Annotated in this window: 11 protein-coding genes; 6 read left to right on the top strand and 5 right to left on the bottom strand. The window is 49.7% G+C overall.

Features of this window, described 5'->3' with window-relative positions; translation table 11 throughout:
* The first annotated feature begins 38 nt into the window (after positions 1–38).
* Complete coding sequence (locus CEG13_RS01170; RefSeq protein WP_239984531.1) at positions 39–398, top strand: GntR family transcriptional regulator; 360 nt, start codon at positions 39–41, stop codon at positions 396–398.
* A 175-nt stretch (positions 399–573) separates the two neighbouring features.
* Here the strand turns inward: CEG13_RS01170 and CEG13_RS01165 are convergent, their stop codons facing one another.
* From CEG13_RS01165 to CEG13_RS01150, 3 genes are all read right to left on the bottom strand, one after another.
* Complete coding sequence (locus tag CEG13_RS01165) at positions 574–2,028, bottom strand: APC family permease (RefSeq protein WP_100009935.1); 1,455 nt, start codon at positions 2,026–2,028, stop codon at positions 574–576.
* A gap of 176 nt (positions 2,029–2,204) precedes the next feature.
* Entirely contained in the window at positions 2,205–5,363 is a 3,159-nt protein-coding gene (locus CEG13_RS19185) for a S8 family serine peptidase (RefSeq protein WP_100009934.1), read from the bottom strand.
* A gap of 591 nt (positions 5,364–5,954) precedes the next feature.
* Positions 5,955–7,037, bottom strand: coding sequence for a glycosyltransferase family 4 protein (locus CEG13_RS01150; RefSeq protein ID WP_100009932.1), 1,083 nt, complete (start codon positions 7,035–7,037; stop codon positions 5,955–5,957).
* A gap of 260 nt (positions 7,038–7,297) precedes the next feature.
* Here CEG13_RS01150 and CEG13_RS01145 point away from each other — a divergent pair, with 260 nt between their 5' ends.
* From CEG13_RS01145 to CEG13_RS01125, 5 genes are all read left to right on the top strand, one after another.
* Entirely contained in the window at positions 7,298–7,702 is a 405-nt protein-coding gene (locus CEG13_RS01145) for a hypothetical protein (protein ID WP_100009931.1), read from the top strand.
* Positions 7,703–7,814: 112 nt separating this feature from the next.
* On the top strand, positions 7,815–8,558 hold the full coding sequence (locus CEG13_RS01140; protein ID WP_239984530.1) for a threonine/serine exporter family protein: 744 nt from the start codon (positions 7,815–7,817) through the stop codon (positions 8,556–8,558).
* Positions 8,559–8,600: 42 nt separating this feature from the next.
* The gene (locus CEG13_RS01135) at positions 8,601–9,044 is read left to right on the top strand and encodes a threonine/serine exporter family protein (RefSeq protein WP_100009930.1); all 444 of its coding nucleotides are present in this window, start codon (positions 8,601–8,603) and stop codon (positions 9,042–9,044) included.
* A 446-nt stretch (positions 9,045–9,490) separates the two neighbouring features.
* Positions 9,491–10,951, top strand: a complete 1,461-nt coding sequence (gene zwf, locus CEG13_RS01130; RefSeq protein WP_239984557.1) for a glucose-6-phosphate dehydrogenase — start codon at positions 9,491–9,493, stop codon at positions 10,949–10,951.
* Positions 10,951–11,574 carry a cyclase family protein gene (locus CEG13_RS01125; protein ID WP_100009928.1) on the top strand — a complete coding sequence of 208 codons (624 nt, stop codon included), beginning with the start codon at positions 10,951–10,953 and terminating at the stop codon, positions 11,572–11,574. Before zwf ends, CEG13_RS01125 begins: the two co-directional genes overlap by 1 nt.
* A 378-nt stretch (positions 11,575–11,952) precedes the next feature.
* On the opposite strand, the gene CEG13_RS01120 is transcribed toward CEG13_RS01125, so the two are convergent.
* Together CEG13_RS01120 and CEG13_RS01115 are read right to left on the bottom strand one after the other, a co-directional pair.
* Positions 11,953–15,012 carry an efflux RND transporter permease subunit gene (locus tag CEG13_RS01120; protein ID WP_100009927.1) on the bottom strand — a complete coding sequence of 1,020 codons (3,060 nt, stop codon included), beginning with the start codon at positions 15,010–15,012 and terminating at the stop codon, positions 11,953–11,955.
* A 3-nt stretch (positions 15,013–15,015) separates the two neighbouring features.
* Positions 15,016–15,876 (bottom strand): efflux RND transporter periplasmic adaptor subunit, encoded by an 861-nt coding sequence (locus tag CEG13_RS01115; RefSeq protein ID WP_100009926.1) that lies wholly within the window; start codon positions 15,874–15,876, stop codon positions 15,016–15,018.
* Positions 15,877–15,886: the final 10 nt, after the last annotated feature.

Below are 15,886 nucleotides of genomic sequence, written 5' to 3'. Positions count from 1 at the left end.
AAATATGTTACTATAAACCTTACAAAGGGTGGGTGAAGATGTTGGCATTGGACTATACAAACTCTATTCCGCTTTACATACAGTTAAAGGATAAAATCGAACAGAGAATTTACAATGGGGTCTACACGGGAAAAATACCAAGTGAGCGGGAATTTATGGATGAATATTATGTGAGTCGCAGCACGGTCAGACAAGCGATTGATGAGCTGGTGAGAGAAGGGACACTCAATAAAAAACCGGGGAGAGGCACCTATGTTACGGTCAAGCGCATTAATGACTGGCTGGGCAGCTTGAGCAGCACGTCTGAGACAATCGAACGAATGGGGATGGATCCAGGCATCAAATTGATTAAATCGGAAAATATAAGTTATAAGACAATATGCAGTTTGGTTAACTAGAATACAGATGAGCCGCCTCCAGCTCCGCAGATAGGACGCCCTAGTGTCGGTGACGCCACAGGACGGGTCGCTCTTACCGGTCAACACCTACAGATTAGGGAACTCCCCTTTCTTCTGCACGTAAGTCAACATCGGTTCCCTGGGTAAAAGGAGGCTGGCTTCCGATTTTAATTTTCTACCGTTTCACTTTAATCTCCTTATCACCCAAAATCAAATAGTTCAACTCTTCTTTCGACATACTCTTCAAGTCTTTCCGTTTTATCAAATAGAACACAATACCGAGCAACACCCAGGCATACAGCGCGATTCGTGATTCGACACCAAGAAATGCCGGGGAGCCTGGAATTAAGAGCAGTGCCAGGAACGACAGGCTGGCAACCATTCCTAGTAAAGCGACGATCTTCTTCCTAGGAGACACTTCATGCCGTTCTGGTTGAAAGCTTGAGTCTTTTTTCGATTTAAACAGGCTCCAGGCAGTGAAACAAGTATAGAAGTAAGCAATCGTCACCCCGATGGATGACATATCCACTACCCACACGAGCGCTTCCCGACCAAACCACGGAGCAATCATGGAAACCACCACGGCAAAAATGATCCCAATATACGGCGTGTCGTATTTGGGATGCGTGCGGGAAAACACTTCCGGAATAATTTTCGCCCGGCCCATCGCAAACAGTAAACGGCTCGTGGACATAATGAAACCATTCAACCCGGTAAAAATCCCCATCGTCAGCGCGATCACCAGAATGACCAGACCCATGGTTCCAAGCGTATCCTGAATGGCCTGCCCAGTTCCCCAGACATGCTGCTCGGCAACCAGCTGCTGCCAAGGCTGCGTCATCGCTGTCGTGATAATCATCATACTATAAAGTAATGCCGCGGCCAGAATCGCAAGGATAATCAGCGAAAATGCCTTTTTTGAGGAGAAATTGAACTCCTCTGCCGCCTGGGGCACGTTGTCAAACCCGACATATGCCCATGGAGCAATCGCTACGATAGATATAATTGCGGCAAACGCCGTCGTCTCCGCCGGGAAACCTGACTGAATATTGGACAGTCCCGCCCCTGGCTGCATACCTGTCATTAGAGTGAGCAGCACGATACCGAGAATCATCACGACACAGAAAATAAACTGCGAACGGCCGGTGATGCCCGCACCACGGATATTCAGGAATCCAAATATCCCAAGCAATACAGATACAAAAATAATTTCGGTGCCATAGACATCCCAGCCGGCAATTTGATAAAGCGGCAGATTCTCAATGATCGCCGGAAATACAAATTTAATCATCAAAGCAAATGCGGTTGCATTCAGCGCTACAATACAGATATAGCCAAGGGTCAGGAACCAGCCGCTGATAAAGGCATGTGTGCGACCCAGACTGATGAACGCATAGGCAAATTCACCGCCGGAAACCGGAAAACTGCGGATGAGATAACCATAACTCACGGCAATCAGCATCATCAGCAGCGCACCAATTCCGAAGCCGATAATCACACCTGCCGGACCGGCCGTGGACATCCATGTCGTCGGCTGTACAAATGCACCCCAGCCGATCGATGAACCAAGCGCAATGGCCCAAATCCAATGCGGCTTCATTGTCTTTTTAAGCGTCTTTCTACCTTCCATTGTTTAACTCCTTTTTCAGCTTGCAAATTTTCGAATGACACACGCCATTTGAGTTGTACCCTATTATACTATTTAATTTCATAGGCACAAGTATTTTTATCTTCCTGCAACGGGGGCATTTCATACAAAAAATCAGCCGGCACCTCCTCTCGGGTGCCGGCTGATTTCGGATTCAGCTAGTTATTTCCATTGCCGTTTCCTCTTCCGTTGTTGCCATTTCCGTTGCCGTTATTTCCCTTATTATTATGCTTTCCTCTAGGCGGGCCAGCAACATAACCTTCCATTTCGTTTCCGGCATGGTCAACGACTTTAACGGTTACTGTTGTGCTTGGATGCACATTATTCAGTGTGTATTCTGTCTCTCCGGTGATCGGTGCATCAAGAGCCGGCTCTCCATTCAGGAAAATCTCCCAGGATGCAACACCGCTGCCGTCCTCACCGTCCGCCACCTCAACATGGACTTCCCGGTCTCTGCGGCTGAAGTCAGCCTCCGCTTCCGGAGCGGTATTATCCAATACAAGCGGCAAGGTCAGGGACTGGGCCTCTGCACCTGCAAAGTCAATCACAGCTTCGGCTTCCAGATAATACTGCCCTTCTGGAGCTACTTCCCCATTGATCGTGCCATCCCATGCCCGTTCAGGGAGCAGTGAGTATGAAGGGGCCAGTCCGCCGTCATAATAATTCTTGCGCACGAACATTTCCTCTGTCAGTGTCCGTACAACATCCCCTTCTTCATCGAGTACGTTAAAGCTCGCTTCTTTGGCGTTTCTCAAGAAAGAAAGAATGAGAAGCGCATCATCCTGCACCCCGTCTCCATTTGGAGAGAAGGCGATGTTTTCCGGATTAACCACCCCAGTTACTGGGTCAGCGCCAAGGAAACCATAGCTTCCGCCGCCAAGATCAGTACCTACTCCAGTCATGCCATAGAAGGTCGTCGGATCCCACATTGGCGTATCAAAGATTGGCGCACTGTCCCACTCACCTTTAAAGCCGGAATATGGCACGGTTAATTGCGGGTTTGTGTCTGTCGGATCTGTCAGTGTAACAAATCCTTCCAGCCAGTAGCCGTTAGTGAAAATGTCTTTCAGTGATGCATCGACACTGCTGACATCAATGGATACGGTGAATGTGGCTGATCCGTTTGCCGGCACTTCAATCGTGCTGGCAGAATCTCCGTTTACGGATGCCAAATCCCCAAGGTCCGTCGCTCCGAACATGTTAGGTGCAACGACAAGGACATCTGCATTGACCGGTGTGTCTGTCTGTACATTTGCATCGACTTCATAGCTGACTGCTTCGTCTGTGAAGTTTTCTGCAGTCAGTTCAAAGCTGACCTGATTTTCCGTTACTTCTTTCAGCGCTACTTTTGCCTCACCGGTTTCCGAATTGGTAACCACGACTGGTGTGGACAATGCGGCATGCAGCTGCATCAGCCCGGCACCCTGGCGGCGTGGGGAGACAAATGCTCCATCAAACTCTACCTGTTTCGATGTATTCATCATCAGGTTTTTCGCCAGATTGACGCGGTCGGCATTTTCATAACCAAATTCCGAATCCACACGCTCGAGCACCAGTGCGCCTCCACCGGCAACGTGCGGTGCGGCCATCGAGGTACCGCTCATCAGACCATACTCATCATCATTCAATGTGGACAAAATTTGCCCGCCCGGTGCGGTGATCTCCGGCTTAAAGTCAAGATTCGGTGTCAGTCCCCATGAAGAGAAAGCACTCATTTGACCAGCTTCCGGATTATCAATGGTTGCCTGATTGCCAGCAAATTCCAAGGTTACTGCTTGTCCATTTTGAATGGCAGCGGCAAGCTTGTCGCCATCGCTCTTCAGCATAAACAGCTGCGGGATAGTAATGCTTGGCTCTGTCGCCATATTGACGATTCCATCGGTGTTATTGTAAATGATAACCCCGGCTGCCCCGGCATTTTGTGCATTCACTGCTTTTTCAACAAAAGGCAGTGTGCCACGCTGCACAAGGGCATATTTCCCTTCTGCGTCCTTGCCTTCAAAGTCTTCCGGCGCACCAATCCCCGCTTCGAACACTTCAAAGGACTTCTGCTCCACATCCTCTGGGTGTAAATTGCCGGCTGACAAGAATGCCGCCGATCCTGGCTCTCCATCAATCTCGTATTCTACAGCATCGACTTCCATATAAGTATTTTCATAGGATGCCACCTGAAGCGAATCATCTGCCAGACCTGGTGAACCGCTCACGCCATAATCAGGATTGGACGCATACGGGTAGAAAAATCCGTTTCCGAAATAAGCGGAGTTCCCGGCTGAGATCGACATAAGTACCCCGTTGTCGACTGCTCTGGAGACTGCTTCCTGCTCAGGCGATTCCGGATTGACAAAACCTGCTGTTGAACCAAGGCTCATGTTCAGCACGTCTGCCCCCAGCTTAATCGCATCATCAATCGCTTTAATGTAAACATCACCATAAGTAAATTGCATTTCCGGGTCATTTCCGAAAACTTTCAATGCAAGCAGCTGAGCTTCCGGCGCAATTCCCAGAATGCCGCCATTGTCTTCATCTCCATTTGCCCCAACTGTTCCGGCAACATGCATGCCGTGGTAGTTTGCGCCAGGATAGTTTTCCCGGATTACGTCATTTTCATCCATGTAGTTGTAGCCATATGGCACTTTTTCGGTGTAGAATTTTCCAGGCAAACCCTCTTCTTCTACTGTTTCATTAACCTCTTCCTCGGTTAACGCCGCTGTGCCTGAGTCCGAAAGCACCATGTCGCGATGGGTAGGATCAACACCTGAATCAATGATACCGACAACCATGCCTTCTCCTTTGTAGCCATAATCACGCCACGCTTTTTGTGCTTCCACCAGTTCTTTCGAGTATTTCATTTCCGGCTCTGCATCCGGCCGTTCATATTTGTTGACTCGGTGTACATTTTTAACTTCCGGAATTTCCTCGATTTCTTCAATATCTTTTTGTTTCACTTCAGCACTGAAGCCATTTATTACCGCAGTAAATTCTTCGTGATACTCGGCTTCAATCCCTTTATCGTTCATCTCGCCTTTTACTTTATTTTGGGAAGCAATTGCTGCCCGCTCCAATCCGGTTTTATCCGGCTTGCTCATGCTCTTAAACATAATTCCTTGTCTAGTAGCCTTTTCAATCGGTGCTTCCTCTTCCATTTCCACAACGACTCGGACTTCCTCATTCGGATCTTCCGTTTCTTGCAGCTCATTGGTGTTCAGCTCCGGCTTTGTCTGTCCGGGCAATGACTTCACCATGGCACTTGCATAAGAAAAATTACCAAACACCAGCAAAATCGCCGTAAGTAAAATTGCAGTTCTTTTCAACATACCTATCCCCCTATTTATTTTTGTAGATTCCTTGCCCCCAAGCCTCCTCTCTATTTCAAGATTGTGAGACTTAATTTTCTGACGTTATTAATGTTACTGGAGAATCTATCAATATGCCAGTGCCAAATGACATGGGTAAAAAGTTTGATAAATTCTATGAATTAGGTCAATTTTCGACAAGAATCGACAGGATGGGGGTGGATGTGACTTGGCTGGGATGGGAATATATAGTTGGTTGGTGGTCGGATTCGCGGTTGTTCTCTGGGCGGGTGTGGGTGGTTTTGGCAGGCGGCTGGGATGCGCGGTTTGAGGTGCGGCTGGGAGCGATTTGGGGTGCAGGTCGCGCGATTAGGACGCAGAACCCTGGACTGTGGCAAGAATGTTTGCATCGGTATTCATGAAGAGGAAGTCTATTGGACATTTGTATCACTTCTTCTTGGAGCTTTGTCCGATAGAAGCGGTCCTTAAGCATTTATAGTGAATTTTTGGGAAGCTATTTGTTCGATCTGCAGATGGGTCCGCTCGTTACTAGGCGGATTTCGCTCCACTCTGACAGACATTCAACTAATTCTGCCAGAGTGGTACGATGCCTCACCTTCCACGATTCCGCTCCATTTTCCGCAGCAGCCTCCTCATCTGATCAACAACCGGCCGTCTGCCACCAAGCACCAGCCCTGCCAACTCAGCGAATATGTGCAAGAGGGCGAGCACAAGGAAAGTGACGACAAATGCCGTGGTGAGCGATGCGAAGGAAAACAGCACGGCCAGAGTTCCGAAGAATGCGCTGAAAGCATAGATAATCAGCACGGTTTTCCGCTGGCTGTATCCCCCAGCGACAAGCTTATAATGAATATGTTTGTTGTCAGCATTCATAATCCCCTCTTTCCGGTAAGCGCGGCGAAGGATGGCCAGCACGGTGTCCAAAATAGGCACAGCCAGAACGATGACAGGGATGATGAAGCCAAACAGGGCGATATTTTTGAACAGGCCCAGCATCGAAACGACGGCGATCATGTAACCGAGAAAATTCGAGCCGGTATCGCCAAGGTAAATTTTTGCCGGAAAAAAATTGTGGTAAAGGAAACCGAGATTGGCACCAATCAGCACAATGCATAAAAAGGTAACAATCAGCTGCATATCAATAATGGACATGACGAATATGCTGATCAGGGCGATCGAGGCCACTCCTGTTGCCAGGCCGTCGAGTCCGTCGATGAGGTTGATCGCGTTGGTGATGCCGACCACCCACAGCACGGTTATCAGCACACTGAATAATCCCAAATCGACCATGCCAATAATCGGCAGTGTAACCCGCTCGATAATCAGTCCGGAAGATAACAGAAAAGAAGTGGCGATCAACTGTCCTGTCAGCTTGACGACAGGCCTGATCGTAAGCCGGTCATCAAGCGCGCCGGTTACGATAATCGCAATTGCGCCCCACAAGATTTCCGGAAGGTGCTCATGACTGGGCTGCAAATAAAGCGCACCTAAAAACGCCCCGAGAAAGATGGCTAAACCGCCGAGCCGGGGCTTTGGTTCGGTATGTATTTTCCGCTGGTTGGGCAGATCAACCGCCCGTACTTTCACGGCAAACTTTTTCACCAGGAATGTGAGCAAAAAAGATGCAAGCGCTGCAATGATAAATGCGATAAATAAATCCATATAATTAATCATATTATTCTCCTGTGATTCGTACTGCTGGCTTATTTTTGATGGTGGTTCTGACTTTGATTATAGCGAATGTGTTGCTGGTTGTGCAAATTGCTGGGCAGTGCTGGGCGGTGGCACTTATCAACCATAGTGTGAAGATATTACAGCCATTCGCCTCAACTTCAAATTTACTGTCCACCCCCAATTAAAAAACACACTCCAATCTCGGCAATCCAAGCTGTATTATGGTAAAATTATGTAAAGTACATAAAAGGAGGAAACCAATGACATCCTATATTTTCGTCATTGCGGCTTGGCTTGCGGCGCTGCCGACTTTGGTATTGTTTAAGAAATATCTTGATCAGCTAAAAAAAGATCCAAGCCAGTCACAAGCCGTGCTGCAGAAGTTTTCCATCGGGGCATCCGTTAGCGAAATTATACCGATCATTCTGCTGGTTTACGGATTTACTCAAGTGCAGGCTGTACAGGATGCGAGCGAACTTTTCATACCAGGCATATTGATTCTTCTTTTACTCGTTCTGATTGTGATATTCATTTTTATGCAGAGAATGGTGGATGTGGAGCCGGAAGCAAAACAGAATGTGGGCAACTTTGCGAATATGGCGCTGGGGCTTTCCTGCGCGATCCCGATTGCTTGCCTGGTGGCTCTTTTTACAATGATGCCTTAGTGCCTAAAAGTGCTTCTCCTCTATTAGGAGGGCACTTTTTGCATTCCTGCGGCAGACTTTCATTTCCCAGAGCAACGGCTTATAATAAACCATATCAAGGAGGTGCTTCGCGGTGGAAAAAGCGGCGGCAGCAGAGAAAGTATGTATGCTGGCTGGGAAAATGATGCTGGAAAGCGGCGCGGAGACGCATCGCGTAGAGGATACGATGAACCGGATCGCGGCGGCAGCTGGTCTGGAAAATGCCCAGAGCTATGCCACGCCGACAGGGATTAATTTTTCAATCGGGGCAGCGGAGCTTTCCAATTTCATGCGGATCACCAAGCGGTCGATGGACTTACATAAAATCGCCGAAGTCAACACGATCTCCCGGAAGATTGTCGCAAACGAGATCACGATCAGCGAGGCACACAGCATGTTGAATCGTGTTGACCGCAAGTGGCCGACATTTCCCCCCTGGATGCAGATCGTTGCTGCGGGTTTTGTCAGCGGCAGCTTTACGATCATGTTCGGCGGCGCCTGGGCTGATTTTATTCCGGCGATGCTTGCCGGTGGTGCCGGTTATGCCGGCATGCTGGGATTTGATCGCTTCTTTGAACTTCGCTTCCTGGCCGAGTTTTTTGGGGGCTTTCTGATTGGGCTATTTGCCGTCATTTTTGTCACGATTGGTTTTGGCCTGAATTTGGATCAGATGATTACCGGCGCCGTCATGCCGCTGGTGCCGGGGATGCATATCACCAACGCTATCCGAGATCTATTGGCAGGACATCTCGTCGCAGGGGTTTCCAAAGGGGTGGAAGCCATGCTGACCGCCTTCGCAATTGGTGCAGGAGTGGCAGTTGTGGTTGGATTTGTTTAGGATTCCGCGGAATCGTTACATCGCTGAAAAGGAGGGAGATCGATGGTGATCATCGCACAGCTGGCAACCAGTTTCGTTGCTGCTTCCGGCTTCGGAATATTATTCAATGCGCCAGCACAAAGGCTGTGGCAATGCGGAACAATCGGTATGGCTGGGTGGATTCTTTATTATGGTTTGGTGCAGCAGGGAATGTATGTCGTTCCTGCCACCACGTTTGCTGCCATGCTGGTCGCAGTAATGACACAAATTTGTGCAAAAGTATATAAGACACCGATCATCGTCTTCCATGTTTCCGGTGTGATTCCGCTCGTGCCTGGCGGGGTTGCCTATGATGCGATGCGGAATTTCGTGGAAAATGATTATAATACGGCTGTCCAGCTCTCGGCCCAGGTGATGCTGCTCGCGGGCGGGATCGCAATTGGGCTGATGTTTTCCGAAGTGGTCAACCAGCTGATTAAAAAATTCCCTTTAAAGCAAAAGCGATAGCCGGGCCAGGACGCACCTCAACCCACAATATTTGCTTTCCACATTTTCGCGAATTAAACTTAAAGTGTGAGTTCAAAAAGGAGGATAACAAGGACCGGTCGGCTAAAGTCGCGACGTCCTGTCGCAACGCCGACACTTGCACGTCCTGTGCGGCGAAAGTTCGAGGCGGCGTAGCTTTGAGCAGACGATCTAGCACGCAGGAAAAGTGGTTTTCTTTTCCAAGGAACGGAGCGTATGCTTTTAAATACGTGAGTAGCGGAAAAGCAAGCCAACGAGCTTCCACAGGATGTGGTGATTTCTGCGTTGCCCACAGGACGTGGGCGGTTTTAGCAGAAGTTCCCCTAATGATGTGTCATTGTTACCGGACTTTTTGAACATCCTCTTAAATCATACTGGTTAGAATAGAGGAGATTGTATTGACTAGTCAGCACAAACCAAAAGTAGTGATGGTTATTTTTGGCGCAACTGGAGATTTAGCCAAGCGAAAATTATTCCCTTCCATCTATCGTCTGTATCAAAACGGACGAATTAGCGAGAATTTTGCGGTGGTTGGATTGGCGCGCAGACCGTGGGATGATGAAACGTTTCAGGAAAATGTACGCCAATCAGTTGCAGGAGCCAATTCTTCTGACGCGGACCTGGATGCGTTTGTTTCCCATTTTTATTATCAGTCCTTTGATGTGACGAATCCTTCCTCTTATCATGGATTAAACGGGCAGTTACAGGAGCTTGAGGGCAACTATCATACAGAAGGCAACCGGATTTTTTACCTGGCGATGGCGCCGGAGTTTTTCGGGAGCATTGCCAATAACCTGAAGGAATACGGCTTGAAAGATGCGCATGGGTGGTCGCGCCTGGTAATTGAAAAACCATTTGGCCATGACCTGCCATCTGCCAAGAAATTAAATAACCAGATTCGTGCCGCTTTTTCCGAGGATCAGATTTACCGGATTGATCATTATCTCGGCAAGGAAATGGTGCAGAATATTGAAGTCATCCGCTTTGCCAACGGAATTTTTGAACATCTGTGGAACAACCGGTTCATTTCCAACATCCAGATCACTTCAAGCGAGTCGCTTGGTGTGGAAGAACGCGCCCGCTATTATGACCGCTCCGGGGCTGTCCGAGATATGGTCCAGAACCATATGCTGCAGATGGTGGCCTTACTCGCAATGGAGCCGCCGATCAAGCTGACCACAGAAGAAATCCGCTCCGAGAAAATTAAGGTGCTCCGCGCATTGCGGAAAATCGATCCTGAGACATGCGAGGGACATTTCGTGCGCGGGCAGTACGGCAGCGGTCAGCTAAATGGACAGCAGGTAGGCAGCTACCAGCAGGAAGTCGGGGAGGCGTCTGCCACAGAGACCTATGTGGCAGGAAAAGTTCTGATCGACAACTACCGCTGGGCCGGGGTCCCTTTTTACATTCGGACAGGCAAGCGGATGGCCGAGAAGGCAACGAATATTGTCGTGGAATTTAAAGATATTCCCATGAATTTGTACTATCAGGATAAGGAGAAAAACCCCAACCTGCTGATGATCAACATTCAGCCAAACGAGGGGATCACCCTCTGCCTGAACGCGAAAAAAGCCGGTCATGGCTCTGTCGCTCAGCCGATTCAGCTTTCCTATAACAATACGGGCGTGCACGGGATCAACACCCCTGAGGCCTATGAGAAGCTGTTATATGACTGCATGCTTGGTGACACAACGAATTTCACCCATTGGGATGAGGTTGCTAATTCCTGGGCCTATATCGATTCGATTCTCAATGCCTGGGCGAAAAAACAGCCTGATTTTCCAAACTACGAATCTGGCTCCATGGGACCAAAAGCAGCGGATCAGCTGCTGGAAAAAGATGGTTTCCACTGGTGGCCGATTAGTGAAGACACCAAGGAGGAATTTTAATGAAAATGTACGATGTATCTGCACCTATTTATGAAGGGATGCCGGTTTATAAAAACAAGCTGGAGAAACAGCCAAAACTGAACACGACAACGAATGGACATGTGACGGAATCACGGATAGAGCTTGACCTGCACACAGGCACTCATGTGGACTCGCCGCTGCATATGATTAATGATGGGGATACGATGGAGACGATTCAGATCGAGGATTTGGTCGGGAAAGTGAAACTGTTTGATTTGACCGGGGTGGATGACCGGATCACCAAAGCAGACATTGCTTCCCTCCCGATTGAAAAAAATGATTTTGTTTTATTTAAAACAAAAAATTCGCTGGAAGATGAATTTAATTTTGAATTTATTTTTGTCGCAGCAGATGCAGCTGCCCATTTGGCGGAAATTGGCATTAAAGGGGTCGCTGTTGATGGCCTTGGGATTGAGCGCAGCCAGCCGGACCATGACACCCATCGCTCCCTGTTTGAGCAGAAAGTGATTATTGCGGAAGGACTGCGGCTTGCTGATGTACCTGAGGGAGAGTATTTTATGGTTGCGGCACCGCTGAGGATTCAAGGAACGGATGCTTCGCCGGCCAGGGTGTTGTTGTTTGAAGGGTTGAAGGAAGAATAGGAAAGGGAAGGCTTTCGCCGCAGGTTGGCGAAAGTCTTTTTTGATGGGCAGGACTGGGTCTCCCGTTTGAGGAAGCGCGCGATTTGGTGATGCTGGCGCGCGACTTAGCTTGGTGTCGCGCGATTTGATGATGGGGACGCGCGACTTTGACTGCAACTCGCCCGATTCAGAGCCGTGGTCGCCCGACTTTAATTGCTGCTCGCCCGATTCGGAGCCGTGGTCGCCCGACTTTATCTGTTGCTCGCCCGATTCAATGCCATCCTCGCCCGATTCAACCTCCCGTTCGCCCGATTTGCCGCTCCACTCGCTTGTCTCCTGGACCGTGACTAGCTCGCACACAGAAAAAGGCCCCTCATCACCTGAGGAGCCTCCCACTTCCTATGCTTCTTTTTTCTTTTTCCTTCCAGTAATCTTCCGCGATAAATCATCAAATAACGTATAAACAACAGGCACAAGCACCAGGGTGAAAATACTCGAAACCCCGAGCCCGAATATGATCGTCACTGCTAATGGCTGCTGGAGCTCTGCGCCTTCCCCGATGCCGATGCCAAGTGGCACCATTGCCAAAATCGTCGTGAGCGTCGTCATGAGGATTGGCCGCAACCTGCTTCTACCTGCTTCAATGATCGCTTCATAACGCTCCACGCCGCGGCGGCGGAGTATGTTAATGTAATCCACCAGCACGATCGAGTTGTTGACCACGACCCCGGCGAGCATGATCAGCCCGATAAAGGCGACAATGCTCAGCGGGATATTCGTGATGAACAGCCCGATGATGACGCCGACCACGGTGGCTGGCATGGCGAACATAATAATCAGCGGGTACAGGAAGTTCTCAAACTGCACTGCCATCACGGCATACACCAGGAAAATCGAGAAGATCAGCGCGATCGCCAGTTGAGAGAAAGATTCTGCCATATCCTGTGCCTGCCCGCCAATGTTGTAATTATAGCCCTCTGGCAGGTTCATGCTCTCCAGTTCTGCCTCCACATCCTCGACGACACTGCCCAGATCGCGTCCACTGATTGCGCTCGAGACATTCATCTGCGGTTCTTGATTTTCCCGCAAAAGGGAGACAGGTCCGGCCACTTCTTCAAATTCTGCCACTTCACTTAATGGAAGCATGGCACCGGATGGCGACTGGATCGTTAATCCCTGTAAATCCTGGATGCTGGAACGCTCTTCTTCAGGATACATCAGCATCACATCGATTTCCTCGCCAGCTTCCCGGTATTGTGTCGCCAGTTGGCCATTGAACTGCATTTGCACCTGGGACACGATTTGCTGCTGGGTCAGGCCGTGCATCGCAGCCACATTATCATTCACGACAATTTCCATCTGTGGCACCGATTCGCTCGCCGCACTTGTTGGATTAAATATCCCTTCCACTGTGGAAATTCGTTCAACAACCTGATTAGCCAGTTCCCGCAGTTTTTCATGCTCCGGTCCATTTAACTGAATCTGCACAGGATCGCCCGTTTCCATGCTGCTTACCGACGAAACAGTAATTTCTGCACCAGGGATGTCTTTTAATTCCTCATCAATGACTTGCACAAATTCAGCTGTTGTCCGCTCGCGCTCAGCAGATGGGACAAGCTGCATCGTATAACTCGCTGTATTGCCGCTGCCGCCCATCATTGGGTCACCGCCGGCAGTTACGAAACTTGTTTCAATGATCGAATCATGCTCGGCCAGCCGCTCATTGATCCGGGTAACCACTTCCTCCGTATGCTCCAATGTCGAGCCGGGAGCGGCCTCCACCGTAATTTGCATCTGACCCTGATCCGATGCAGGAATAAATTCTGCTCCGATGAACGGGGTCAACCCGAGACTGAGCACAATCGCCAAAATCGTTCCGCCGACTGTGGTTTTCCGGTGTTTCAGTCCCCATTTAAGCACACGGTCATATTTATCCGTGACCCAGCCTAAAAATCTGTCAAACCAGTACCGCCTGCCATTATCCTCCATTGCCTTTGAAAGCAGCTTCGAGGAAAGCATCGGCACAAGCGTAATCGCCACGACCAGTGATGCGATCAGGGAAAACGAGACGGCCAGGGCCAGTGGCGTAAACATATCGGACGCGATTCCCTCGACATAGACAATCGGCAAAAATACCACCAGTGTTGTCGTGGTCGAGGCGATAACGGCCGGTGCCAGCTCTGACGCCCCTTTGGTTGCTGATTCAAACAAACTGTAGCCGCGCCTTCGATAAGAATATATATGCTCGAGTATGACGATCGAACTGTCGACCATCATTCCGATTCCAAGCGCCAGTCCGCCAAGTGTCAGCACATTCAGCGTCTGCCCGGTAAAATAAAGCAGGGCAAATGTCGAGATGACCGCAATCGGGATCGACAGTCCGATAACCAACGTCGCCCGGACGCTTTTCAGGAACAATAGCAGAATGAAAATCGCAATCGCTCCGCCAATCACAATGTTTTGTAATACAGAGTCAATCGACATTTGGATAAAATCAGACGTATCGATCAGGACATCCAGCGAAACCCCTTCAGGCAGCTCGGCGGAAATTTCCTCAATGCCTGATTCAATACCTGTAGCCACTTCCACGGTGTTATTACCGGTCTTTTTCATAATAGACAAGACGACAGACGGACTGCCATTTACCAAGGTGGTGGAAGAAGAATCCTGCACGGTATCCTCCAGCTCAGCAACGTCCGCTACGGTGATCGTGGCGCCCGTTTCCGTTTGAACAATCGTTTGTTTAATATCTTCCAGGGATTCAAATTCCCCGGTCATCCGCAATTGCAGATCCTGCGTGCCTTTTTCCACTGTGCCGACAGAGGCAGCCTGATTGGTGCTTGTGAGCGATTGAGTAACAGACTGGGCGGTGACACCGTACTGCTGCATTTTTGCGCGGTCCATCACAAGCTGGATCTCCCGCTGCTTTCCGCCTTCCACCGTAACGGATGCGACCCCTTCCTGCCGCTCAAAGAATGGCACAATTTGATTATCAGCTGTTTCCGTCAGGGAAGCGGCATCCGCTCCCGTCAGTCCGACCCACATGACAGGCAGCTGATCAGGACTGAAGCGCAGGATGCTCGGATCCCCAGCCTGTTCCGGCAATCCGGGCCTGACCTGGTCAATACTTTCCCGCACGTCCAGCATGGCCTGATCGAGATTCGTCCCACTAGAGAACATCAGCATGACCAAAGAGGACCCGGCTTGTGACTGTGATTGCACCGTTTCCACGCCTTCAATGGAGCTGACGGCCGATTCAATTGGCCTGCTGATTAAATTTTCCACGTCTTCAGGTGCCGCATCCTGATATGAGGTAGCCACGACCGCCACAGGCAGTTCGATGTCCGGAAACAAATCAATGACCAGGCTGCGCACTGAAACAATGCCGAGCGCAATCACGGCAAGCACGATCATGATCACGCCAACCGGCCGCTTGACAGATGTATTTACGAGTTTCAACGTTTATTCCCCTTCCACAACTTCTGCAGTATCGCCGTCCTCCAGCTGGTTTTGGCCGTTCACGACCACCACATCCCCAGCTTGAAGACCTTCTTCAATCGCCGTTTCCTCTGATTGTGTTTCCTGCACCGTCACTGCGGTGCGCTCGGCGGTTTCCTCATTCAGAACAAAGACAAAGGATTCTCCAGCTTCCTGGATGACCGCCTCTGTCGGCACGATGACCGCAGACTCCACGCGGGTTTCCGGCACGATTAATTCCGCCACCAGCCCCGGGATCAGTTCCTCATCTTCATTTTCGACTGTGGCTTCTACCGGATACAACGCCGTTTCTCCAGGAATTTTTCCGACAGAAGTGATTTCTGCTTGGAATTCCTGTTCCTCAATGATTACAGTGAGTTCATCTCCCGCGCTAAGTAGTTCCCGTGTTTCCGCAGTTACGGAAAAATTTATCAGTAAAGGATTCATGTCAGCAATCACTGCCAATGGTTCTTCACCAGTCAGCATATCGCCTTCTACAGCCTGCAAATTGGTGATTTCTCCTGATCGTGGTGCAGTGATTTCCTGCGTTCCTGCCTGGGTGAGTATGGTGGCGATCGCTTCATCCTCTTCCACCTGCTCGCCATTTTCCACTTCCAGGGAGTCAATTTCACCAGATGCCTGCAGCATCAATGGGCTGGTACTGGAGGGAGCAGTCCGGCCAAAAACCGAGTGCTCGACGACTAAGTCATCCTCCGCTGCTTCAACGGTTTCCACCGGCACCGATGCGTCCGCCTCCTCCTGATTCGTTTCTGACTCATCTTCCGAGCATGCCGCCAAGAGTCCAATCAGCAACATGGCTGTGAATCCTATCCATAATCGTTTCATGTTTGTTTCC

The organism is Lentibacillus sediminis, from assembly GCF_002763455.1.
Classification (GTDB): domain Bacteria; phylum Bacillota; class Bacilli; order Bacillales; family Amphibacillaceae; genus Lentibacillus_D; species Lentibacillus_D sediminis_A.
The sequence above is the reverse complement of the archived record's forward strand: the minus strand, read 5'-3'. Positions and strand labels throughout refer to the sequence as shown.